Source organism: Glutamicibacter sp. AOP38-B1-38 (genome assembly GCF_052377485.1).
Lineage (GTDB): Bacteria > Actinomycetota > Actinomycetes > Actinomycetales > Micrococcaceae > Glutamicibacter.
Window position 1 is genome coordinate 44,048 of record NZ_JBQSWU010000008.1, and the last position, 22,134, is coordinate 66,181.

Genomic DNA, 22,134 nt, shown 5'->3' on the forward strand with positions numbered 1-22,134 from the left:
TGCTGGAAATACGCAGCCCCGAGGTGCTACTCAAGTTCGGCGAACAACGCGTCGATTCGTTCCGAAGCGTCTTGGAGGCGCTCTTGCGTTTGCTCTGCAGTCGTCTGCTGCTGGAAACCGACCATCACGTTGCCCTGTGCCGCTCGCACCATGAGTTGCTGTTGCGTTTGTGAGCCATCGCTACTGGTCACCACATAGGCGTCATTGAACGGCGCCATTGTTTTAGTTGGTTGTTTCGCCAAATGGTAGGCGAGAGTTTTCCCGTTGATGGTCACCGAATATCGTGCGCAGTCGGCGCTCGCCTTCGCTTCGCTTTCCCATTGAGCCTGCAATGCTTCTTCGTCTTGATAGACCGCAACCGTCAGATATCGATCTTCAAACTCCACCGCCGACATCTTGGCCTTGGCAAGTTGTTCGGTGACCGGAGCGGCGAAGGTAACACCGCATTTACTTGGCGAAACTTTCAATCCCTCAATCCAGGCCTGTGCTTCGGGGATACTTTTGCGCAATTGCGAATCCGATATGACCTTCGCCTTGGAATCGTCCTTGACGAATTCCTTGAGCTGCTTTTCAAGTTCATCGGCGTTGATCTGCAGTGCGCTTCCCTCCGTTGCCTCATTGGGAACAGACGGGGTACTGCAACCGCTAAGCAGGAGCGCCGCGAGGCAAAGCGCCGAGGCGAGGTACGTTTTAGAGCAATTGGCAAGAGCCACAGATTTTCCTGTCACGATAGTTACTGTGCTCGAGTCTAGAAGATTGCGCACCGTTCTCGGCGGATTATGGCCTCTGTGCCCGAGGCATGCCGTGCACAAACGCCGCGTTTTCTACCAGTTCTTGATGAGACGATTCTGGTCCGACACGAGGATTTGCGGCAATGAGCAACCTGCAGTCGACAACTGCGCGCGTCAGATCTCTGGACGTACTAGAAAAGGATCGTCGCGAACGTTCCAGCCTGCTCGAATCCCACCCGTTCATAGGACCGAATGGCAGGCTCGTTGTAATTGTTCACATACAAGCTCACAACCGGCGCAAATCGCAGCGCATAGTCAACCGTGGCTGCCATATATCCGGCGGCAAGTCCCTGTCCGCGATAGCGGGGGCTAATCCAAACACCTTGGATCTGAACTACCGAAGTGGTGACGGTTCCAAGATCCGCCTTGAAAATAATCTCGCCGTACTCGTCAACGTCGATCACGGTGTGCCCTTCGCGAATCAACTGACGCACCCGGGTTCGGTAATATCCACCGCCACTGTCCAACGGCGAGTATCCAAGTTCTTCTTCAAACATTGCAGCACTAGCAGGCAAGACAAGGTTGAAGTCCTGCAAGGTCGCCACGCGCAGAGACTCAATCGGCGTGATATTCGCCTGGTGCGCAATAGTCATCAATGGCTGATTTTCACGGACGTCGAAGAATGTCTGGGGTCCCGAGGCAAGGACATCTTGCATCGCCAGCACGGTCTCGGCTGGGCCAAAAACCGAAGCGAAACGTTGGCGCGTCTCCAGCGCTTGCTGAGCATAGGCGCGCGCATGTTCAGCGCTCATGGCGGTGGGCGCAATATTTGCGCCCACCCAGCATGCCGATTCCAGCCCCTCTTCACCGTTAATGCCGAGCAGGTGGGCAAAACCATCCGGAACGGCGGAACGGTGCAGAGCAAGCTGCGACCGGGTAAAGATATTAGCTACGGGGTCTTGATCAAGCAATGCGAGTAGGGCCGCAGTATCTCTACGTCCCAAGACCCGCACTTCCCCGGGCGGGCTCTGTCTAGCTGACGGAGACCACGGGAGAACCCGAGGCAGGATTCTCGTCATCGCCAAGATCCATTTCTTCAGCTAAACGATTAGCTTCTTCAATAAGGGTTTCGACAATCTGGTCCTCGGGGACGGTCTTGATAACTTCACCCTTGACGAAGATCTGCCCCTTGCCATTACCGGAGGCTACGCCGAGGTCGGCGTCTCGTGCTTCGCCCGGGCCGTTGACAACACAGCCCATCACCGCAACGCGCAGCGGGGCTTCCATGCCCTCTAGTCCGGCGGTGACCTTTTCGGCCAGCGTGTAGACGTCCACCTGAGCGCGACCACAGGATGGGCAGGAAACGATGTCCAGCTTTCGGGGACGCAAGTTCAAGGATTCGAGGATCTGGTTACCAACCTTGACCTCTTCGACCGGTGGAGCCGAAAGGGAGACGCGGATGGTGTCGCCAATGCCCTGTGAGAGCAATGAGCCGAAGGCAACGGAGGACTTGATGGTGCCCTGGAAGGTCGGGCCGGCTTCGGTAACACCGAGGTGCAATGGCCAGTCGCCGGACTCAGCCAAGAGCTGGTAGGCGCGGACCATGATGACTGGGTCGCTGTGCTTGACCGAAATCTTAAAGTCGTGAAAGCCATGTTCTTCGAACAGCGAAGCTTCCCAGATGGCCGACTCTACGAGTGCCTCCGGGGTTGCCTTGCCGTACTTCTTCAGTAGCTTCGGGTGCAGCGAACCACCGTTGACGCCGATACGAATCGAGGTGCCATGATCCTTGGCAGCCTGAGCGATTTGCTTAACCTGATCATCAAATTTGCGGATGTTGCCTGGATTCACCCGGACGGCACCGCAGCCGGCCTCAATCGCAGCGAATACGTACTTCGGCTGGAAGTGGATGTCGGCGATGACCGGGATCTGCGATTTCATCGCGATGATCGGCAAGGCTTCGGCATCTTTATCGGTCGGGCAAGCGACGCGCACAATATCGCAACCGGCGGCCGTCACCTCGGCGATCTGCTGCAAGGTTGCGTTAATGTCATGCGTCTTGGTGGTGGTCATCGTTTGCACGCTGATAAGCGAGTTCGAACCGATGCCCACATTGCCAACATTAAACTGACGGGTCTTACGACGTGGAGTGATTACCGGCGGTGGTGCCGCCGGCATGCCGAGTTTGACCGAAGTCAATGGATGCCTCCGAAGTGATTGTAGGTATTTCTATATCAAGTATCGCACCGTCTGGCGTGCTATTGGTAAGGATGCGAGAAAAGCCACGACGAGCGCCGTGGCTTTTCATCACAGATTCAAGAAAAGTTACTTAGTTGGCTTCTGCAACGGTGCGGATGTTGCCCAGCACTTCGGCAACCTGTTCGGCAACTTCAGCGTCATCCTTCGGGTGAGTTTCGGCGAAGCGAACCACCGAGTTGGGGATGGAGAGCTTGACGTTCTCAAGGACGTTTGCCCCTGCAATGTTCAGCGCCTTGCGGGCTTCGTCTTGAGCCCATACGCCACCGTACTGGCCGAAAGCGGTGCCGATGACAACCGATGGCATGTCTTTCACGGCGCCAGCACCGAACGGGCGCGAGAGCCAGTCGATGGCGTTTTTGAGAACGGCTGGCATGGTGCCGTTGTACTCAGGGGAGATCAGCAGCAGCGCATCCGCCGCGCCAACAGCATCGCGCAATGCCTGTGCCGCCGCAGGCACACCGCCTTCAACATCGTGGTCTTCGTTGTAGAACGGCAGGCTGTCAAGGCCCGAGTACACGCTCACATCAACGCCTTCTGGGGAGTTCAGCGCGGTAGCTTCTGCCAACTGCTGGTTGGTTGAACCAGCGCGCAGGGAACCGACCAGAGTAATGACCTTTGTTGCCATATTGTGCTTCTCCTGTATTTAGTGAATCAATAAGTAGACAAAGCTGACGCTTCATCTACTCCAACGAGTGATCAGAAGATTCAATTCCGCCACTAGATATGACTTAGGGCACACTCGTGAGAACTCCTGGGTCATAACTGCGCGTGCACCAACCAGTCAGCGGTAAAGCCGCGGCTGCTCAGTCCCGATTAGTCCAATTCAGTCAACAGCGGCAATATCGCTTCTTGCTCTTCTTTTCGCGCCGATAGGTCATGCTCCCGCCGCCCTCTGAAGATGGCCTGCATACCAATGCCCATTCGCTCTTCGGCACCTCAAGGGACGCTCACCCCTCGCTTTCTCACCTGGCCAAAGATTGTGCGGCAAAGAGGCAGCGCAAATAAACGATGGATACTTACGCATAAATTGCAGCTGCAATTCGATTAGCTGCGGCCCCGATAAGCCAAAATTCATTGCGATCTTGTAGCTCAACGAATCAATGAAACCCCCGGCCACAAAGCCAAGGCCTGCGGTCGGGGGTCCATAAGCATTGACTTTTTAGGAGGCGAACTGCGAAAGCAGGCCCATGACCGGGTTCCATTCGGTGATGTCGGTCTGCTCTAGCGCGCCGACCTTGCTGAATGGATCATTGGCCAGCACCTCATTCAGGGCGGACTTATCCTCAGCTACAAAAATGAGCAGAGCACCGTCGGCAGCCGGGGTGGGACCCGAGGCGAGAAGACGAACCGAGCCTTCTCCAAGGAACTCACCGAGGTATGCGCGGTGCGCCGGACGGTGTTCGTTGCGCAGTTCGGTCGAGTCCTGAGCATAGGTGTATTCAACAGCAAAAACAGTCATGGCTACAGCTTATTTCGCCAGGCCTAGAAGATCGTGATTGGTTTGAAGATGTCTGCGTATATTAAGAGCCCGCCCATGACCAGCATCGCAGCAACGACTACGTAGGTGAGGGGCAACAGCTTGATGGTATCCACCGGAGCGATGTTCTTTTTTCCGAAGATCCGGGCTACGGTACGCTTCAGTCCCTCGTAGAGGGCACCGATCACATGCCCGCCGTCCAGCGGCAGCAAGGGAATCAAGTTGAAGGCAAATAGCGCCAGATTCAGTCCACCGGCCAGCGAGAGCAACGAGGCGATCTTGTCATTGATTTCGATGCCCTCATGAGCATTGATTTCACCGGCGATACGTCCCACACCAACAATGGAGACCGGACCGTTCGGGTCGCGCTCCTCGGTACCGAAGGCGGCCTGTGCTACGTCGACCATGCGCTGGGGCAGGTGCAGTATGACGTTGCCGATGTTCAGCAGCTGGTCCCCCACCACGCCGGGAATTTCGGTGACCGGCTGGGAAATGTTTTTCTCCTGCGAGCCCATCCCGACGAACCCAACCTGCGCGGTTTTCATGGCGCCGTTCTCGTCGGTCACCGGATAGCCATCTGCATCCAGCACCGGCCGTTCGGTCAGATAGGGCGTCAGCGTGGTGTCATGCATGATGCCACCGCGTTCATATTCCAGGGCGATGCTTTCCCCCGGGTGGTCACGGATCACACCGGTGAGTTCATACCAGGCATCGTGCGCCACCGGGGCGCCGTTGACGGCGGTGATGGTGTCTCCCGGGAGCAACCCGGCGGCGTAGGCCGGAGCTTCCTTGTCGTTGGCGGTGCATTCGGTCGCCTCAGAATTTTCGGCGCTCGCGATGCACTGGTACACCTCGGAGACGGTGGTGGTCGCCGTGGGCACGCCAAAACCGGTGATCACCACGCCGATCAGCAGGAACCCGAGCAGCAGGTTGACGAAGGGTCCGCCGAGCATGATGATGATGCGCTTATAGATGGGCAGCTGATAGAACAGCCGGCCTTCGTCGCTGGCTTCCACGTTCTCATTGGCCTGCGAACGGGCGTCGTCAACCATTTGCCCGAAGACTTTGTCGAAGAAACTCGGCTTCTTCTGCGCCGCGCCGGCTTTGCTGGCCGCGCGCGGCGGGTACATCCCCACCATGGAGATGTATCCGCCCAGCGGAAGTGTCTTCAGCCCGTATTCGGTCTCGCCACGCTTGACCGAAAAGATCGTCTTGCCAAAACCGATCATGTATTGCGGAACGCGCAGTCCGAATTTCTTGGCCGGAAGCAGGTGCCCTACCTCGTGCAAGGCAATGGACAGCCCGATGGCGACGACCATGAACAGGACACCGCCAAGGAACATTAATACGCTCATGCTTTTTCCTTCAGCAACGAGATTGCGTGGGCGCGCGCCCACCGATCGGTCTCTAGCACTAGCTCCGCCGAAAGCTCGGCGTTCACCGGGGTATAGTCTTCCAACACCCGGTCGATGGTTTCAACAATGTCGGTAAAGCGGATCTTGCCTTCATGGAAGGCGTCAACCGCAATTTCGTTCACCGCGTTGTACACGGTCATATGGGTGCCGGAGGCGGCAGCGGCCTGCTTCGCCAATTTCACCGCGGTAAAGACCGATTCGTCCAAGGGTTCGAAGGTCCACGATGCGGCGGTGGAAAAATCACAGGGTTTCGCGGCTCCGGCCACGCGATGCGGCCAGTTGATGCCCAAGGCAATCGCTAACCGCATATCCGGTGGCGAGGCCTGGGCGATCACCGAACCGTCGATGAACTCAACCATCGAATGCACTATCGACTGGCGGTGCACCAGCGGTTCGATACGCTCCAGCGGCACATCAAAGAGCAGGTGGGCTTCGATGACTTCTAGCGCCTTGTTGACCATGGTCGCAGAGTTGGTGGTGACCATCCGCCCCATATCCCAGGTTGGGTGGGCTAGCGCCTGCGCCGGGGTCACTTCGCGTAGCTGCTCATAGTTATATCCGAAGAATGGTCCACCGGAGGCGGTGACAATCAGCTTGGAGACTTCCTCCGGGGTGCCCGAGCGCAGGGCTTGGGCAAGAGCTGAGTGCTCGGAATCCACTGGGGAGATCTGCCCGGGAGCGGCAATCTGCTTCACGACCTGGCCGCCGATAATCAGCGATTCCTTATTCGCCAGCGCGAGCAGGTGTCCGGCCTTCAACGCCGCGATGGTCGGTTCCAATCCGATGGCGCCGGTAATGCCGTTGAGCACCACATCAGATTCCATATAGCCAGCGATCTGCGCGGCGGCCTGCGGCCCTGCGAGGAGTTCCGGGGAGTAGTCGCCTACGCCTTTGTCCTGCGCCACCTGCGCGATCGCGGATGCGAGTTCATCTTTGCTCTCTACCGCCGCGCCCACGAGGTCCGGGCGGAAGGCGACTGCCTGTTCGGCGAGGAGCTTGAGATTGTAGCCACCGCTCAGTGCCGCGACGCTAAATTGCTCCGGGGCATTCTTGATGACATCCAGGCCTTGGGTGCCAATGGATCCGGTAGAACCGATCAGCGTGACACGGCGCGGATGGTCCGCAGTTTTAAAAGAAGATTGGATGCTCACCCACCCCATTATGGCCGTTATATCTGTGAGCTCCCAAAGTGCAGATCAACCGGCGCGCTCAAGCCAAGCCGTGCCGGCGAGCAAGTCTGAAGCTCAGCAGCGCGCCGGCCCGGCTCATTAGGGATTGAGCCTTTACAGCCCGAGGCTGCGGGCGATCAGCATCAGCTGAACCTGCGTAGTGCCTTCACCGATTTCCAGGATCTTTGAATCCCGATAGTGGCGAGCCACCAATGATTCGTTGATAAATCCGTAGCCACCAAAAATCTGGGTGGCGTCCCGGGCGTTGTCCATGGCCGCCTCACTGGCGACGAGCTTGGCGTGGGCTGCTTCGATCTTGAAGTCTTTCCCGGCAAGCATTTTGGCCGCGGCCGCGTAATAGGCAAGGCGCGCGGTGTGGACGCGCGAAGCCATGCGCGCAATCATGAATGAGATTCCCTGGTTCTTGCCGATTGAAGAGCCAAAGCTCTGTCGGTTCTTCGCATAGGTTACCGCCTCATCCAGACAGCCTTGGGCGGCGCCGGTCGCAAGAGCCGCGATGGCGATACGACCCTCGTCAAGGATCTCCAAGAAATAGGCATATCCGCGTCCGCGTTCGCCGAGGAGATTCTCTTCGGGGACTCGGGCACCGTTGAAGCTCAGTGGGTGGGTATCGCTGGCATGCCAGCCGACCTTGTTGTAAGCCGGTTCCGCGGTGAATCCTTCGGTACCCGATGGAACGATAATCGTGGAGATTTCTTTTTTGCCGGTGGCCTCGTTGACTCCGGTCACCGCGGTGACCGTGACAAGCGAAGTGATGTCTGTTCCCGAGTTCGTGATGAATTCTTTGGAACCGTCGACAACCCACTGGCCATTTTCGAGCTTTGCTTTGGTTCTCGTGGCCGATGCGTCAGATCCGGCACCGGGCTCGGTCAGTCCGAATCCTGCGAGGTTCTTGCCGGCGGCGAGATCTGGCAGCCAACGCTGTTTTTGTTCCTCATTTCCGAAACGGAAGATCGGCATCGCCCCGAGTGAGACACCTGCCTCCAAGGTAATGGCTACCGACTGGTCGACTCGACCAAGTTCTTCCAGCGCGAGGGCCAGAGCGAAGTAGTCGCCGCCAGATCCGCCGTATTCCTCGGAGATCGGCAATCCAAACAGGCCCAACTCCCCCATTTGCGCAACAACTTCATAGGGGAAGCTGTGCTCCGCATCGTGTTTAGCGCTGACCGGCGCGACGACTTGCTGGGCAAATTCACGGACGACGTCGACCAGGTCTTGGTACAGTTCGTCGAGTTCGAGATCAATCACGGGCACTCTCTTCTTTCGAGGTTGTCCACACCGTCCTTGCGTTTTTGACGCAATGATCGATGGCGGGCCATGTTGGACGCGGAGGCCATATCTTGGAAGCTGACCGTCCGGCGCGTATGGTTAATTTCTATTAACTGTGTATGTCCAGCTACATTTTGACACTAGTGGCGTACTTCATAGTTGTCCATAGTTGGACGGGGTTTTCGAAGGAGTAAATGCATTGAGCAGATATCAATCGCTCACTGAGCCAACCGAACGCGAGCGTGCCAAGGCCGAACGCCGTGATGCGCTATTGCGCGAAGCGACACGGCTCTTTGCGTTGCACGGTTACGCCGGTGTTTCCCTAGAAGATCTGGGAGCCGCCTGCGGCATCTCGGGGCCTGCCGTGTACCGGCATTTTGCCGGCAAACAGGCGCTCCTCATCGCTTTGCTGGTAGATATGTCTAAGGACATCTACGCCGGCGGTCTGAAGGCCGCAGAGAGTGGCGGCAAGCCGTTGGAGGTGTTGTCCCGACTGGTTGACTTCCATACCGATTTCTCCCTCTCTCGACCAGACATCCTTCAGGTTCAGGACCGCGACTTGAAGTCGCTCCCGAAGGCCGAACTCGCCTTAGTCCGAAAACTTCAGAATAATTACATTGCGTTGTGGACCGAGCAGCTGGCCCAAATGCATCCCACCGGAAGCCCGCAGTCGCACCGCTTTAGGGCACACGCGGTCTTTGGCCTGTTGAACTCCACCGCACACTCGGCGCACTCACCACGCACCAAGAAATCCGGGTTAAAGCCGTTGCTCTCCAATATGGCACTCGCGGCTCTCACATCCCCGGTAGTCTAGAAACTAAGTCCCACTTATTCTGGGCGCGTTCAATCGGGCGCGTACCACCTCACGAAAGAAAGGCCTTTACCGTGCAACTACGTGAAGTCCGCCCTTCCGACTTGGACGCCTTCTTTGCTCACCAGCAGGAACCCGAGGCGAACCTGATGGCGGCCTATCAGGCCCGCAACCCTTCGGACCGGGCCGTATTCGATCATCACTGGAGCTCAATCCTCAACGATGAGTCGGTACTGGTTCGCACTATCGAGCACGAAGGCGACGTTGCCGGCTCCATTTTGGTCTTTGACGGTTCGAAGCCCGAGATCAATTTCTGGACCTCCACCAAGTTCTGGGGCAAGGGAATCACCACCAGCGCTGTGGACGCGTTCCTGGCCGAGTTCACTAAGCGTCCGCTGACCGCACACGTGGTGCAGGACAATCTAGGTTCGCTCAAGGTCCTAGAACGTCGCGGCTTCAAGCAGGTAGGCACCGAGCAGATCTTCTCGAACGCCCGTGCCGCGGTTGTCACCGAGATCGTTCTCCAGCTCGACGACTAACAGTCGCTTAAATACAGCTAACCGCAGTTCACCCGACGACGTGTGAACTGCGGTTGGCTGTTTAATGCTGATCTATCGGGGTTTCAAGGCCCGTAATAGCCCTTGCCTCGATCAATATCTTTTCTTGCATCCCGCAACGCCTTGGCCGTCTGCTCATCGCTATGGTCAAAGTCAGTAGCCTTGCGATCCAGGCTGCGATAGGCCCCAACGATGAACGGCAGCGCGCAGAGGGCGATGACGGCGGACATAATCAGGATCGATACCAGATCCATGGCTTGCGCCCCGCTTCCTTGCCCGGCCCGGTTCCCGCGGACTACTTCGTGGAATTCAAGGTCCGCCACGCCTCACGACGCACCGCCTGCTCGATCGGATCCGGCACCGGAGCGGCGGCCAGCAACCTGCGCGTGTAGTCGTGGGTCGGTGCATGCAGCACGGTATCTACGCGCCCCTGCTCCACCGACTTGCCGTTTTGCATCACCACAACCGAATCGGCGAGCATATCGACAACCGCCAAATCATGGCTGACGAATAGGCAAGCGAAGTTGAAATCGCGCTGCAACTCCTGGAGCATCTCCAACACCAGCGCCTGCACCGAGACGTCCAGCGCGCTGGTCGGCTCGTCGGCGATCAACAACTCCGGATTCAAGGTAAGGGCGCGGGCAATGCAGATACGCTGGCGCTGGCCGCCGGAAAGCTCGTGCGGGTAGCGGTTGATGACATTTCGCGGCAGCTTCACCGCATCCAGCAGTTCCTGCGCACGCTTGATCCGCTCGGTCTTGCTGCCGACCTTATGCACCACCATGGGCTCGGTAATGCAATCGCCAATGGGGAATCGCGGATTAAGCGAAGCGGCCGGGTCCTGGAAGATCACCCCGATCTGCTTGCGCACCTGGCGCGCCTGGCGTGGTGAGAGCTTGGGCAGATTATGGCCCTTGACCGACAGCGTTCCGGAGGCCACCGGCAGCAGGCCGAGCACCGCCTTGGCGATGGTCGATTTGCCCGAACCGGATTCGCCCACGATGCCGAGCACCTCGCCCTTTGCGACGTCGAAGCTGACGTTTTCCACCGCCCGGAAGACGGTGCCGCGCATGTCGTATTCCAGTATCAGGTCCTTGGCTTCCAAGACCAGCTCGCGGTCGGCCTGCGCGATCGGTTCGCTGCGCGGCGCGGGCTCTTCTACGCTCACTCGCGAAAGGCGCGGCACGGAAGACAATAGGCGTTGGGTGTATTCGTGTTGCGGGTGCAGCAGCACCTGCTTTACATCCCCGGTCTCCACCAGGTTTCCTTGGAACATCACCGCGACCTGATCGGCCATATCTGCCACGACACCCATATTGTGGGTGATGAGCAGAATTCCCGTATTCAGCCGGTCTTTGAGTTCCCGGAGCAGGTCCAGGATTTCGGCCTGCACGGTCACGTCCAGTGCGGTGGTCGGCTCATCGGCAATGATCACCTTCGGTTCGCAGGAGATCGCCATGGCGATCACGATGCGCTGGCGTTGGCCACCGGAAAATTGGTGTGGATACTGCCTAATGCGTTTGGCGGGATCTGGGATGCCCACCATGGTCAGCAGCTCGATGGCGCGGTCGGTGGCTTCCTTGCCATAGGCCACGTCGTGCAGCTCGAGCGCTTCGGTCAGCTGGCGTTCGATGGTCAGCACCGGGTTCAGCGCCGTCATGGGTTCTTGGAAGACCATGGCAATGTCGGTGGCACGCATTTTACGCATCTTGCCTGCCTCCAGTCCTACCACGTTGACATTGCCTATCTTGGCGACGCCGGTGACCTGGGCGTTCTCCGGCAGCAGGCCCATGGCCGCGGTGGAGGTCACGGACTTCCCGGACCCCGATTCACCGACCAGCGCCACGACTTCGCCCGGGCGCACCGCCAGGGATAGCCCCTTGACGGCGTGGACGTCGGGTCCGGCGGTTTCGAAGGTGACCTTCAGGTCATTGAAGCTCAGTGCATAGTCTTCTGTTGCTTCGGTGCTCATGGCTTCTCCTTACGGGTAGGCAGGGCAAAGAGCCCTGCCCGGCGGCGGCGCTTGCCGGTGTGGCGTGGATCGAAGGCATCTCGCAGACCATCGCCGAGGAAGTTGACGCTCAGCGCGATGGCGACGATGATCATGCCCGGCCACCAGAACAACCACGGACGTGAGGTAAACGCATTCTGGTACTGGCTGATCAGCAGGCCCAGCGAGGATTCCGGCGGTTGTACGCCGAAGCCCAGATACGACAGGGCGGATTCGAGCAGGATCGCGCCGGCAATGGCGAAGGTCGCGTTGACCACGATCACCCCGATGGTGTTAGGCAGCAGGTGCTTGAAAATGACCCGTGAGGTTTTTGAGCCCATGGCCTGGGCCGCCGCCACGTATTCGCGTTCGCGCAAGCTGAGGATCTCACCGCGGACCAGTCGGGCTAGACCGGTCCAGGTCACCAAGCCCAAGACGAGGGCCAAGGTGATGATCGAGCCGGAGGTCGCGCCGGCAAGCTGGCCAAGCACTGCGGCCAGCACCAGCAGCGGGATCACGATGAACAGGTCGGTAATGCGCATCAAAACCTCATCGACCCAGCCGCGGAAGTATCCGGCGATCGCGCCGATGACCGCTCCGAGGAAGGTGGATACCACGCCGACGACCACTCCGATGATGATCGATTTTTGGGTTCCGGTCATCACCAGCGCGAAGTAGTCCTTACCGATGGAGTCCTGCCCGAAGGGGTTCTCCCCCCAGCGGATTCCTTCGCCGCCGAGCCACGTGGGGACCAAGCTCAAGGTTGGCTTGCCGCCATCGATCACGCTACCGGCGTTGAGGTAGGACTTATCCCACCAGCCCGGAAATACTCCCCAGCCCACCGAGCTGAAGGCCATCACGGTAATGAAGACCAGAATGATGCTGGAGGTCATGGCGAGCTTGTGCTTGAGGAAGCGCCCAATAACGATGCGCCCCTGGCTTTTTGAATCTTCGGCCTGGCGGGCAAGCTTCGCATCCTCCAGTTCTGCAAGGGAGGTGACGTTCTCTGGCAGTTTGTCGTTGGTGTTACTCATCGCTTGTCCTTAATGTCCCAGACACGATTGGTGTGAATTGTCATGGCCGCCTAGACGCGAATGCGCGGGTCGAGCAGGGCGTAAACAATGTCTGCCATCAGGTTGAAGAGAATTGCTGCGGTGCCGGTGACCAGGAAGAAGGCCATCACCGGGTTGGCATCCACCCGGTCCAGACCGGTGGCGAACATTTCGCCCATGCCTTTCCAACCGAACACCCGCTCGGTAATCACCGCGCCACCGATCAGCCCGGCGAAGTCGAAGGCTGCGATGGTAGCGATGGGGATCATGGCGTTGCGGAATGCGTGGCGGAAAATCACCGTGCGTTCGCTCAGGCCCTTGGAGCGGGCGGTGCGAATGTAGTCTTGCTGCTGAACTTCGAGCATCGACGAACGGGTGTAGCGCGAGTAGCTTGCCAGCGAGATGATTGCCAGCAAAATGGTGGGCAGCAGCAGCTGGGTGCCATTGTCCAGGAAGTGGTCCCAGTAGCCGCCCTCGAAGTTCGCCGTAGAGGAGCCGATGGTGGAGATCGGGCGTCCCTTGTTGTCCAGGAAGCCTGGCCAAGCACGGAACAGGTGATCGACCACGGTCAGTGCGGCTCCGACAAAGCCGGTGGCCATCGCGACGCTGGCGGCGACCTTGCGCAGCCTCCCGCCCATGAAACGTCCGACCAGCGCGGGCAACAGCACCGCGAGGATTAAGCCGCCCAGCAGGATCCAGGTGTTCGGTTCGGCCATCAGGTAGAAGGTCGCGTAGTAGGCGATCAGCACGAGCGCCACGGTGATCAGCGCCGGATACAGCACTCGCTTTTCCTTCAGTCCCGTGCTCATCGCGGTGGCCGAGAGGGCGACGAGCGCGGTGAGCACCACGATGAATGCCGGTCCCATTTGCGGGTAGCGGTAGAAGTTCAGCCACAGCGAATACTGCATGGCCAGCGGCACGAAGACGGTGACCACCGCGAAGGTCAGCATGCGGCGCTTGAGCGATCCGGCGAGGAACGTCTGCAGGATCAGCCCTAGGATCATACCGACAAGTATTGAGGTTCCCAAGGAGATATCCGGTGCCGCGATCCAGTCGTTGAATCCGATAGCGAGGTATTCCTTGAGCAGCACCGCTGCCCAGAACACCGGAAGGGAGAAGAAGAGGAAGGTCAGGAAGGTGACGGTGTAGTCCAGACCCGAGTATTGGCGCACCGCGGTGAGCACACCGATGGCGATACCCAAGATCGCTGCGATCAGGGTGGCGATCAGCACCAGTCGCAGGGTCGAGGATGCGGCATTTGCCAGCAATCCGGAGACCTCCACGCCGTTGATATTCCGTCCTAGGTCGCACTGGCCGACAAAGCACTTTGAAACGCCGGTCAGCCAGTCCCAGTAGCGCAGGTACCAGGGCTGGTCCAGCTCCATGTACTCGATGCGTTGGGCCATCAGATACTCGCGATTATCGGCGTTGCTTTCGCGCAGATCCTTGAGCGGATCACCGGAGTTAATGACGAGGATATACAGCAGCAGCGAGGCTGCAAACAGCACTGCGAGGGCCGATCCAAGTCGCTTGGCGATGAATTTCAACACGGCGTCTATGTCCTACTTTCGTTGTCACCGAACGATTCGCGGCGCCCAGGGTGGTGGCGATTCTGAACCGTTGTGGGGATGTGGTGGACACACTGCGGGGCCCGACGATCTATCGGGCCCCGCAGTCGTTCACTCACGGTGTCTGAGTTCTGTGCCTACCGGCAGTTACTCTGCACGTACCCACTGATTTGCGTTCCAGACGATCTGGTCCTGGGTCGCGGTGTGGCGGACATTTTGGATATCTGAGCCCGAGGCACTCAGGCCTGGGTGGGCAAAGACTGGAATGCCGTAGAGGTCATCCCACAAGAGCTTCTCGATCTTCTTGACCTGCTCCTGGTGCACGGCCGGATCCAGCGAAGTGGCCAGGGTCTCCCACTCGGCGTCTACCTGTTCGTTGGAGTACTTGCCGAAGTTCTGCGGCTTGCCGGTTGCGTAGATGTTCTGACCCGAAGAAATCTGGCCGGAACCCGCCCAAGCGAACAGTGCTACCTCGTAGTCGCCGCGATCCTGGGCGCCGCCCGGTGCGAAGAACTTCGCATCGCCGTCATCCTCGATCTCGAATCCAGCCTCATCACAGGAGGATTTGATGGCTGCGACCTGGTTGGTACGGCGCTCGTTCGGAGCGGAGTAGCCGATGCGCACCTTGGTGCCCACTGCGTCCTGCTCTTCCAGGATCTTCTTCGCGCCTTCGATATCGACCTCATCGTAGCGTCCGTCATAGGAAGCCGAGACGACGTCTTCATAGTTGTCCTGGAACGGGAAGACCTCGCGGGCGTTCATGACAATAGCCTCTGGGTTCAGCGGCTTGATCAGGTTGTCAACGATGTTCTGGCGAGGGACGCACATGGCGAAGGCCTTGCGCAATTCCAAGTTGGTGAACGCGTTGCCCTCGGTGAAGTTGAAGTCCAGGTGCTCCCAGGTCAGCGTGTCACCCTTCTGGATGTTGATCTGATCGCCCAAGGCCTCAAGCTGGGAAAGTGTATCAACCGTTGGCTGCGGGTTGATGACGTCGAGGTCCTTATTCTGCAGGGCCTGCACCATGGCAGCATCTTCAACGAAGCGGAAGGTCAGTTCCTTGGTTGCCGCTGGAGTTCCGTAGTACTCCTCGTTGGCGACCAGGGTGACCGATTCGCCGGCCTTCCAGGAACCGAGCTTGTACGGTCCGGAAACGGGACTGATCGCTTCGTCCGGCAGGGTGCCCGGATTAGTCACCCAACCTTCGTTCCAGAACTCGGCGGCCTCCTTCAGCTTGTCGGATTCACCGGCGAGAATGGCATTGGCCAGCTCTTCGGTGCTCATGCCGGCTTCCTTGGCTACCACGTGTGCTGGGTGGAGCATCCAGGACTGCAAGGCCCAGTCCGGATCGGGTGCGGCGAATTCAACGGTGAATTCCTTGCCTGCAACATCGCCCTGCGGGCCCTTTGGCACGGTGTCGCCCAAGTCGACGGAGACCGAGTTGAACAATGCCTTCTCTTTGTCGCCGCCTTCGTTCAGGTTCAGGTTCTGCACGCCCCAGGCGAGCACCGAGTCGGCGACGGTGATTGGCGTTCCGTCGGACCAGGTGGCGTTCTCGTTGATGGTGTACTTGATCGTCAGCGGATCATCGCTGACCTTCTCGTAGGAGCCGAGATCTTCATTTGGGTACAGGGTTCCATCGGTACCGAAGTACGAGAAGCCTGCGAACATGCGGTCGACGATCCCGGAGTTATAGGTCGAGTAGGTGTTCGGGGTGAAGCCGTTGTAGCTGAGGAACTCCGGAGCACCGATCGACACGTTGATGGCGCCGTCCTTGGTCGTGACATCCCCCAGATCCGCGAGGCCGCTGTTGGTAACTTCTGCCGACCCGTCGCCGCCGGCGGCCCCCGACTCGGATGCCGCTGGGTCGCCGCCGCCCGGTGCGCATGCGGACAGCGCCAGAGCCATCGCTGCGCCTACTGCTACTGCCTTCGAAACACGTTGGAATCGCATTCCGCCTCCTTGAGAATTTGAACGATACGAGTTCTGAACCGTGAAGCTCAGTGTGGAACACATCACCTGATGGAACCATTGAGAAATAGACTAACCGGATTTTGCCATCTTGGATATAGAAAGATGCGTTTCACATCTGCCAAGTGGCCCCGGGAAACAATCTGGTTACAATCGCCTTGTTACCGATCAGTTTAGAGATCCGGCTCACATCCCCGAGATTTCAAGGATTTCTTTCACATTGGGTTTTTTCAATCAGATGACGCGCTTCGTCGCGCCGGTGGGCAAACTCATTTATAACGTTTTTGCAACATTTATTTCACATCCTCAAAAACTGAAACATTTCTTGAATAAGTCATTTTTAACGAACTCAGGGCAGTGACTTCAAGAAGAAGTCACTGCCCTGAAATGGACGGGAAATAGGCCGTTGAAAGCGCCTAGATCAGGCTTGCACCCGGGATCGCCGACAGCAGATTGCGGGTGTAGTCGCTCTTCGCGTTCTCGAAGATTTCATCCACCGTCCCCTGCTCAACCATCTGTCCGTGCTCCATCACGCACACGTTATCTGCGATCTCGCGCACTACCGCCAGGTCGTGGGTGATGAACAGGTAGGTGAGTCCTAGCTCGCGCTGCAGTTCGTCCAGCAGCTCCAGTACCTGAGCCTGCACCAGCACGTCCAGCGCCGACACAGCCTCGTCGCAGACGATCATTTCCGGTTTCAGGGCCAGCGCACGTGCGATCGCAATACGCTGGCGCTGACCGCCGGAAAGTTCATTCGGGAATCGGTGCATCGTCGAAGCCGGCATGGAAACCTGGTCCAGCAGTTCCTTGACCTTCTTCTCCCGGGAGGCCTGATTTCCAATACCGTGGATGCGCAGCGGCTCCTCGATGGTGCGGAAAATGGAATACATCGGGTCCAAGGAACCATAGGGGTCCTGGAAGATCGGTTGCACGCGGCGGCGGTACTTGAACAGTTCGCGCTCGCTGAGTTTGCCGATGGCCTGCCCGTCAAAGACGATGTCACCGGAGGTTGCATCCAGCAGGTTGAGCACCATCTGCGCGATGGTTGACTTGCCCGAACCGGATTCGCCCACCACCGCGGTGGTCGTGCCCTTCGGGATCTCGAAGGAGACCTTGTCCACTGCGGTGAACTTGTCCTTGCGCCCGAAGCCCCTGCGGATGTCGAATACCTTGGTCAGGTTCGAAATCTTCAGCAGCGGCTCCGTCTTCTGCGCCACGACTTGGTCTACCGCCAGCTCGTGCTTGTCACCACGCTGGGCGGCCAGCGACGGCGCCGAATTGATCAGCCGCTTGGTGTACGGGTGCTGCGGATTGCGCAGCAATTCCAGGGCCGGGCCGGATTCGACGACCTGCCCCTTGTACATCACGATGACCTTCTCGGCACGCTCGGCGGCCAGACCCAGATCGTGGGTGATCAGCAAGACCGCCGTGCCCAGTTCGCTGGTCATGGTGTCCAGGTGATCCAGGATCTGCTGCTGAACGGTGACATCCAGCGCGCTGGTTGGTTCATCGGCAATGAGCAGCCGCGGACGGCAGGCCAAACCGATAGCGATCAGCGCGCGCTGGCGCATGCCGCCGGAGAACTCGTGCGGGTACTGATTCGCCCGGGTTGCAGCATCCGGAAGACCGGCATCTGACAATACCTGGGCAACACGCTGCTTCGGATTGCTCCCCGCCAGCCCATTGGCCTTCAGGGTTTCCTTCACCTGGAAACCGATCTTCCAGACCGGATTCAGGTTACTCATCGGGTCCTGCGGGACCATGCCGATGTGGTTGCCACGCAACTCGACGAAACGCTTTTCGCTGGCCTTGGAGATATCTTCACCGTCAAAGAGAATCTGGCCGGCGGAGACTTCGCCATTGCCCGGCAGCAAGCCGATGGCGGCCAAAGCGGTCGTGGACTTGCCCGATCCGGACTCACCCACGATGGCTACGGTCTCCCCCGGCATCACCGTCAGGTTTGCGTTGCGCACCGCGTTGACCGGGCCATCGGGAGTGCTGAAGGTGATGGCCAGGTCTTTGATTTCCAGCAGGGGCTTTGGATCTGCGTTCTGCACCATAGCTAGTTCCCCTTTCGGGTCTTTGGATCCAGTGCATCACGCACTGCATCGCCGAGCATGATGAAGCTCAATACCGTGAGGGACAAGAACAATGCAGGCCACATCAGCATCATCGGATTATTTCGCAATTGGTTCTGCGCCGCGGCAATATCGTTGCCCCAGCTCATCACATCTGGCGGGAGCCCCAGCCCAAGGAAGGACAGCGTGGATTCGGCAACGATGTAGATACCGAGGTTCACGGTTGCCACGACGATCACCGGTGCCATGGCGTTCGGGATGACGTGCCGTACCAATGAGTTGAACCTTGAGAGCCCCAAGGCCCGGGAGGCCTTGACGAAGTCGGCATTTCGAGCTTCCAGGACCGCGCCGCGGGTGATGCGGGCGACCTGTGGCCAGCCGAAGATGGAGAGCGTGATAATGACGGTCCACACGCTGCGGTTTTCCCGGAAGGCGGGAAGCTGCATCACGATGATCGCACCGAGAATCAGCGGCAGTGCGAAGAAAATATCACCCAGGCGAGCCAAGATGATATCCAGCCAACCGCCGTAGAAGCCGGCCAGCGCGCCAATGGCACCGCCGAGAATCACGACGAAGAGCGTGGTGAACACTCCAACCATGAGCGAGGCGCGCGTGCCATGGATGACTCGGGCATACACATCGCAGCCCTGGAAGTTGAAGCCCATCGGATGCCCAGCACGGGAACCTTCATTGGAGTTCTCCAACGCGCAATAGGTCGGATCGGTGCTGCTGAACAAGCTCGGGAAAGCCGCTACGACGAGCACCGATACGATCAGAATAACCGAAACAATGAACAGCGGGCGTTTGCGCAGCGAACGCCAAGCCTCGCCCCACATGGACAGCGGCTTTCCGGTTTCCTTGACCGCGTCGACTCCCTGCAAAGGGGTTTCATCCAGCGGTGCAACGAAGTGCGGAATATGGTATTTGGAGATCTTGCCGGCACGGTTTTTGCCGATGGGCAATCCGGCCTCAGGATTAGAATTCTGGTTCTCAGGCATATCGGATCCTTGGGTCAAGCAGAGCGTAAAGCATGTCAACAATGAGGTTGGCGAGCACGAAGACGACCACGAGCACGCCTACCACGGCCACTACCGTCGGGATCTCACCCTTGCGGATAGCCGAGAATAACAGGCTGCCTACGCCGGGAACGTTGAAGATGCCTTCGGTGACGATCGCGCCACCCATGAGCGAACCCAGGTCGGCGCCGAGGAAGGTGACTACCGGGATCAGTGAGTTGCGCAGGATGTGCACGTTGACTACACGTCCACGGCTCAAGCCCTTGGCGGTAGCGGTGCGTACGTAATCGGCCTGCTTGTTCTCGATGATCGAGGTACGGGTCAGTCGCAATACATAGGCTAGAGAAACCAGGCCAAGCACTGTGGCGGGAAGAATCAATTCGCCCCACGTAGCACCGCCGGAAACCGTTGGCTTGGCCCAGCCAAGCTCAACGCCGACTACGTACTGCAGCACGAAGCCGAGCACGAAGGTAGGAACTGCGATCACAATCAGCGATGCGAACAGCACCGTTGAGTCAAACCACTTGCCCTTGCGCATACCGGCGATGACGCCGAAGAGAATGCCGAAGACGGCTTCGATGGCCAGCGCCATGACTGCCAGTCGCGCAGTCACCGGGAATGCGCGAACTAGCAGGTCACGCACTTCCTGTCCGGAGAAGGACATGCCCAGGTCCAAGGTGACCAGATTCTTCAGGTACAAGCCGTACTGAATCCAGAATGGCTGGTCGAGGTTGTACTGGGCCCGCAGGGAGGCTTCCACCGCCGGGCTCATCGGCTTGCCGCCGGAGAGCGCGGTAATCGGGTCGCCTGGGGTAGCGAAAACCAGGAAGTAAACGAGCAAGGTGGCACCGAAGAATACGGGAATCAGCTGCAGAAATCGTTTAAACGTAAAACTTAACATGAGCGCGTCTCACCTCGAGACGTCGCAAGGCGCTGGGCCATTTTATTTCCTCTTTCCGTCGGCGATCGCCAGACGTTCATTTGGAGAGGCAGGACTGACACGCCAAAGGGAGACCCGAATGGTGCAGGGTCTCCCTGAGACGTTTTTCAGCTGAAGCCCACCTGAGCAGGCAGCTTAGCTAGCGAACCTATTTGCCGGTGATGGCGTTGTAGATTGGAACACCGTTCCAGCCGAACTCCACGTTGTCGACATTCTCGCTCCACCCACCCTGCACTGCCTGGTACCACAGTGGGATAGCTGGCAGATCCTTGAAGAGGATCTCCTGGGATTCGTTGAAGATCTTGGCGCCTTCGGCCGGATCCGTTGCGGCGAGTCCGTCCTTGAGCTTGTCGTCGAATTCCTTGTTCGAGTAGTCTCCGTCGTTGGAACCTGCACCGGTGCCGTACAGCGCACCGAGGAAGTTGTACATCGATGGATAGTCAGCTTGCCAGCCCGAACGGTGGGCGCCGGTCATCGTCTTCTTGCCTACGTCTTCACGCAAAGCCTTGAAGGAGGTGTATGGCTTGGCCACTGCGTTGATACCCAAGGTGTTCTTCACCTGGTTGGCTACGGCTTCAACAAACTCCTTGTTACCGGCACCGTCAACGTTGTAACCGATGGAGAACTCCTCGGAGTCACCCCACGCTTCGATGGCGTTGGCTTCGTCCCACAGCTTCGTGGCCTCATCGGCATCGAAGTCGAGAACCTCGGAGCCTGGAATCTCGGCGGTGTAGCCATCGAGCACCGGAGCGGTGAATTCTTCGGCCTTGACCTTGCCGCCGAAGTACACCTTCTCGATGATCTGCTCGCGATCAATGGAGCGCGAGATCGCTGCACGGCGCAGGTTGCCCTCTTCGCCCTCCTTGAAGTGATCCAGGTAGCCCGAGATGGTGATGGTTGCGTTGCCGGCGTAGGGAGCGTTGATCGAACGGTCGCCCAGCTCGTCCTGGTAATTAGCCAGCGCCGATGGTGGAATCTGGTCCAGCACGTCCAGATTGCCCGCGAGAATATCCTGGTAAGCGGACTCGGTCGACTGGTAGACCTTGAAGTCAACACCGCCGTTGGCTGCCTTGCGTGGGCCCTCGTAGGACTCGTTGACCTCAAGCTTCAGGTTGACGTCGTGGTTCCATTCGGTCAGCTTGTATGGTCCATTGCTGACCGGCATCTGGCCGTAGGCCTGCGGGTCTTCAAATGCTGCTTCGGGAAGCGGCATGAAGGCGGTGTAGCCAAGGCGCAGCGGGAAGTCAGATTCCGGCTGGCTGAGCTCGACGGTGAAGGTGTTGTCATCGACAACCTTCAGACCTTCCATCTCCTCGCTCGTGGCACCCTCGGCGCTGACCTCGTCATAGCCCTTGATGGACTCGAAGAAGTACGAGTTCAGCTGTGCGTTCTTGGCTGCGGCACCGAAGTTCCAAGCATCCACGAACGAAGCAGCGGTCACTGGGGAACCATCGGAGAAGGTGTGCCCCGGAGCGAGCTTGATGGTGTAGTTCTGGGAATCCTCGGTCTCGATCGACTCAGCGATTTCGTTGACGGGCTTGCCCTTGGAGTCGTAGCTGACCAAACCGGTAAAGATCAGGTCCATGACACGGCCGCCGCCAACTTCGTTGGTGTTGGCTGGCAACAGGCCGTTTTGCGGCTCGGTGGTGTTAGCGGTGATGACCTTGGTGGCGTCCCCTTCGGATCCGCCTCCGGCGGATTCTTCCGAAGTCCCTCCGCCACAGGCGGTTAGGGTCAATGCCAAGGCAGCGGACAAAGCCAGTGCCTTCGATGCGTGCGAGTATCGCATCTTTCTTCTCCTCAACAGATCGTT

General features: G+C 58.6%; 19 protein-coding genes. 2 read left to right on the forward strand and 17 right to left on the reverse strand.

From position 1 onward, the window contains the following. Positions 1 to 26 precede the first annotated feature (26 nt). From ACT3TP_RS06385 to ACT3TP_RS06420, 8 genes are all read right to left on the reverse strand, one after another. Entirely contained in the window at positions 27 to 728 is a 702-nt protein-coding gene (locus ACT3TP_RS06385; protein WP_444619931.1) for a hypothetical protein, read from the reverse strand. A gap of 194 nt (positions 729 to 922) precedes the next feature. Then, positions 923 to 1,702 carry a GNAT family N-acetyltransferase gene (locus tag ACT3TP_RS06390; protein WP_255248472.1) on the reverse strand — a complete coding sequence of 260 codons (780 nt, stop codon included), beginning with the start codon at positions 1,700 to 1,702 and terminating at the stop codon, positions 923 to 925. A gap of 61 nt (positions 1,703 to 1,763) precedes the next feature. Next, complete coding sequence (gene ispG, locus ACT3TP_RS06395; protein WP_096287306.1) at positions 1,764 to 2,930, reverse strand: flavodoxin-dependent (E)-4-hydroxy-3-methylbut-2-enyl-diphosphate synthase; 1,167 nt, start codon at positions 2,928 to 2,930, stop codon at positions 1,764 to 1,766. 130 nt (positions 2,931 to 3,060) lie between these two features. Next, the gene (locus ACT3TP_RS06400) at positions 3,061 to 3,615 is read right to left on the reverse strand and encodes an NADPH-dependent FMN reductase (protein ID WP_096287308.1); all 555 of its coding nucleotides are present in this window, start codon (positions 3,613 to 3,615) and stop codon (positions 3,061 to 3,063) included. A 534-nt stretch (positions 3,616 to 4,149) separates the two neighbouring features. Continuing rightward, positions 4,150 to 4,449 carry a YciI family protein gene (locus ACT3TP_RS06405; protein WP_096287310.1) on the reverse strand — a complete coding sequence of 100 codons (300 nt, stop codon included), beginning with the start codon at positions 4,447 to 4,449 and terminating at the stop codon, positions 4,150 to 4,152. 23 nt (positions 4,450 to 4,472) lie between these two features. Then, a complete protein-coding gene (locus ACT3TP_RS06410) occupies positions 4,473 to 5,822 on the reverse strand; it encodes a M50 family metallopeptidase (RefSeq protein WP_105569940.1) in 1,350 nt (449 codons plus the stop codon). Continuing rightward, the gene (gene dxr / locus ACT3TP_RS06415; protein WP_444617414.1) at positions 5,819 to 7,042 is read right to left on the reverse strand and encodes a 1-deoxy-D-xylulose-5-phosphate reductoisomerase; all 1,224 of its coding nucleotides are present in this window, start codon (positions 7,040 to 7,042) and stop codon (positions 5,819 to 5,821) included. Before dxr ends, ACT3TP_RS06410 begins: the two co-directional genes overlap by 4 nt. Before the next feature lie 123 nt (positions 7,043 to 7,165). After that, positions 7,166 to 8,320, reverse strand: coding sequence for an acyl-CoA dehydrogenase family protein (locus ACT3TP_RS06420; RefSeq protein ID WP_105553710.1), 1,155 nt, complete (start codon positions 8,318 to 8,320; stop codon positions 7,166 to 7,168). A 220-nt stretch (positions 8,321 to 8,540) separates the two neighbouring features. On the opposite strand from ACT3TP_RS06420, the gene ACT3TP_RS06425 reads away from it, so the two are divergent. Then, positions 8,541 to 9,155: a TetR/AcrR family transcriptional regulator gene (locus ACT3TP_RS06425; protein ID WP_096287318.1), complete on the forward strand. Its 615-nt coding sequence runs from the start codon at positions 8,541 to 8,543 to the stop codon at positions 9,153 to 9,155. A 71-nt stretch (positions 9,156 to 9,226) separates the two neighbouring features. Continuing rightward, positions 9,227 to 9,691 carry a GNAT family N-acetyltransferase gene (locus tag ACT3TP_RS06430; RefSeq protein ID WP_096287320.1) on the forward strand — a complete coding sequence of 155 codons (465 nt, stop codon included), beginning with the start codon at positions 9,227 to 9,229 and terminating at the stop codon, positions 9,689 to 9,691. 83 nt (positions 9,692 to 9,774) lie between these two features. On the opposite strand, the gene ACT3TP_RS06435 is transcribed toward ACT3TP_RS06430, so the two are convergent. The 9 genes from ACT3TP_RS06435 to ACT3TP_RS06475 form a co-directional block, all read right to left on the reverse strand. Beyond that, positions 9,775 to 9,963 carry a hypothetical protein gene (locus ACT3TP_RS06435; RefSeq protein WP_096287322.1) on the reverse strand — a complete coding sequence of 63 codons (189 nt, stop codon included), beginning with the start codon at positions 9,961 to 9,963 and terminating at the stop codon, positions 9,775 to 9,777. Positions 9,964 to 10,004: 41 nt separating this feature from the next. Next, a complete protein-coding gene (locus ACT3TP_RS06440) occupies positions 10,005 to 11,681 on the reverse strand; it encodes an ABC transporter ATP-binding protein (RefSeq protein WP_105569938.1) in 1,677 nt (558 codons plus the stop codon). Next, on the reverse strand, positions 11,678 to 12,733 hold the full coding sequence (locus tag ACT3TP_RS06445; RefSeq protein WP_096287326.1) for an ABC transporter permease: 1,056 nt from the start codon (positions 12,731 to 12,733) through the stop codon (positions 11,678 to 11,680). The genes ACT3TP_RS06440 and ACT3TP_RS06445 overlap by 4 nt, the downstream gene beginning before the upstream one ends. Positions 12,734 to 12,783: 50 nt before the next feature. Next, positions 12,784 to 14,301 carry an ABC transporter permease gene (locus ACT3TP_RS06450; RefSeq protein ID WP_105553713.1) on the reverse strand — a complete coding sequence of 506 codons (1,518 nt, stop codon included), beginning with the start codon at positions 14,299 to 14,301 and terminating at the stop codon, positions 12,784 to 12,786. Between the two features lie 165 nt (positions 14,302 to 14,466). Continuing rightward, positions 14,467 to 16,269, reverse strand: coding sequence for an ABC transporter family substrate-binding protein (locus ACT3TP_RS06455; protein WP_444619935.1), 1,803 nt, complete (start codon positions 16,267 to 16,269; stop codon positions 14,467 to 14,469). A gap of 434 nt (positions 16,270 to 16,703) precedes the next feature. Continuing rightward, entirely contained in the window at positions 16,704 to 18,347 is a 1,644-nt protein-coding gene (locus tag ACT3TP_RS06460) for an ABC transporter ATP-binding protein (RefSeq protein WP_444619937.1), read from the reverse strand. 2 nt (positions 18,348 to 18,349) lie between these two features. Beyond that, entirely contained in the window at positions 18,350 to 19,363 is a 1,014-nt protein-coding gene (locus ACT3TP_RS06465) for an ABC transporter permease (protein WP_444619939.1), read from the reverse strand. Further along, positions 19,356 to 20,282: an ABC transporter permease gene (locus ACT3TP_RS06470; protein ID WP_444619942.1), complete on the reverse strand. Its 927-nt coding sequence runs from the start codon at positions 20,280 to 20,282 to the stop codon at positions 19,356 to 19,358. The genes ACT3TP_RS06465 and ACT3TP_RS06470 overlap by 8 nt, the downstream gene beginning before the upstream one ends. 187 nt (positions 20,283 to 20,469) lie before the next feature. Further along, a complete protein-coding gene (locus tag ACT3TP_RS06475; RefSeq protein WP_444619944.1) occupies positions 20,470 to 22,110 on the reverse strand; it encodes a peptide ABC transporter substrate-binding protein in 1,641 nt (546 codons plus the stop codon). Positions 22,111 to 22,134 lie beyond the last annotated feature (24 nt).

Bases quoted from the DNA above. Each gene is read 5' to 3' on its own strand.
- ACT3TP_RS06445 (WP_096287326.1), bottom strand. From the start codon at position 12,733: ATGAGTAACACCAACGACAAACTGCCAGAGAACGTCACCTCCCTTGCA.
- ACT3TP_RS06440 (WP_105569938.1), bottom strand. From the start codon at position 11,681: ATGAGCACCGAAGCAACAGAAGACTATGCACTGAGCTTCAATGACCTG.
- ACT3TP_RS06410 (WP_105569940.1), bottom strand. From the start codon at position 5,822: ATGAGCGTATTAATGTTCCTTGGCGGTGTCCTGTTCATGGTCGTCGCC.
- ACT3TP_RS06475 (WP_444619944.1), bottom strand. From the start codon at position 22,110: ATGCGATACTCGCACGCATCGAAGGCACTGGCTTTGTCCGCTGCCTTG.
- dxr (WP_444617414.1), bottom strand. From the start codon at position 7,042: ATGGGGTGGGTGAGCATCCAATCTTCTTTTAAAACTGCGGACCATCCG.
- ACT3TP_RS06465 (WP_444619939.1), bottom strand. From the start codon at position 19,363: ATGCCTGAGAACCAGAATTCTAATCCTGAGGCCGGATTGCCCATCGGC.
- ACT3TP_RS06460 (WP_444619937.1), bottom strand. From the start codon at position 18,347: ATGGTGCAGAACGCAGATCCAAAGCCCCTGCTGGAAATCAAAGACCTG.
- ACT3TP_RS06470 (WP_444619942.1), bottom strand. From the start codon at position 20,282: ATGTTAAGTTTTACGTTTAAACGATTTCTGCAGCTGATTCCCGTATTC.
- ACT3TP_RS06405 (WP_096287310.1), bottom strand. From the start codon at position 4,449: ATGACTGTTTTTGCTGTTGAATACACCTATGCTCAGGACTCGACCGAA.
- ACT3TP_RS06435 (WP_096287322.1), bottom strand. From the start codon at position 9,963: ATGGATCTGGTATCGATCCTGATTATGTCCGCCGTCATCGCCCTCTGC.
- ACT3TP_RS06455 (WP_444619935.1), bottom strand. From the start codon at position 16,269: ATGCGATTCCAACGTGTTTCGAAGGCAGTAGCAGTAGGCGCAGCGATG.
- ACT3TP_RS06400 (WP_096287308.1), bottom strand. From the start codon at position 3,615: ATGGCAACAAAGGTCATTACTCTGGTCGGTTCCCTGCGCGCTGGTTCA.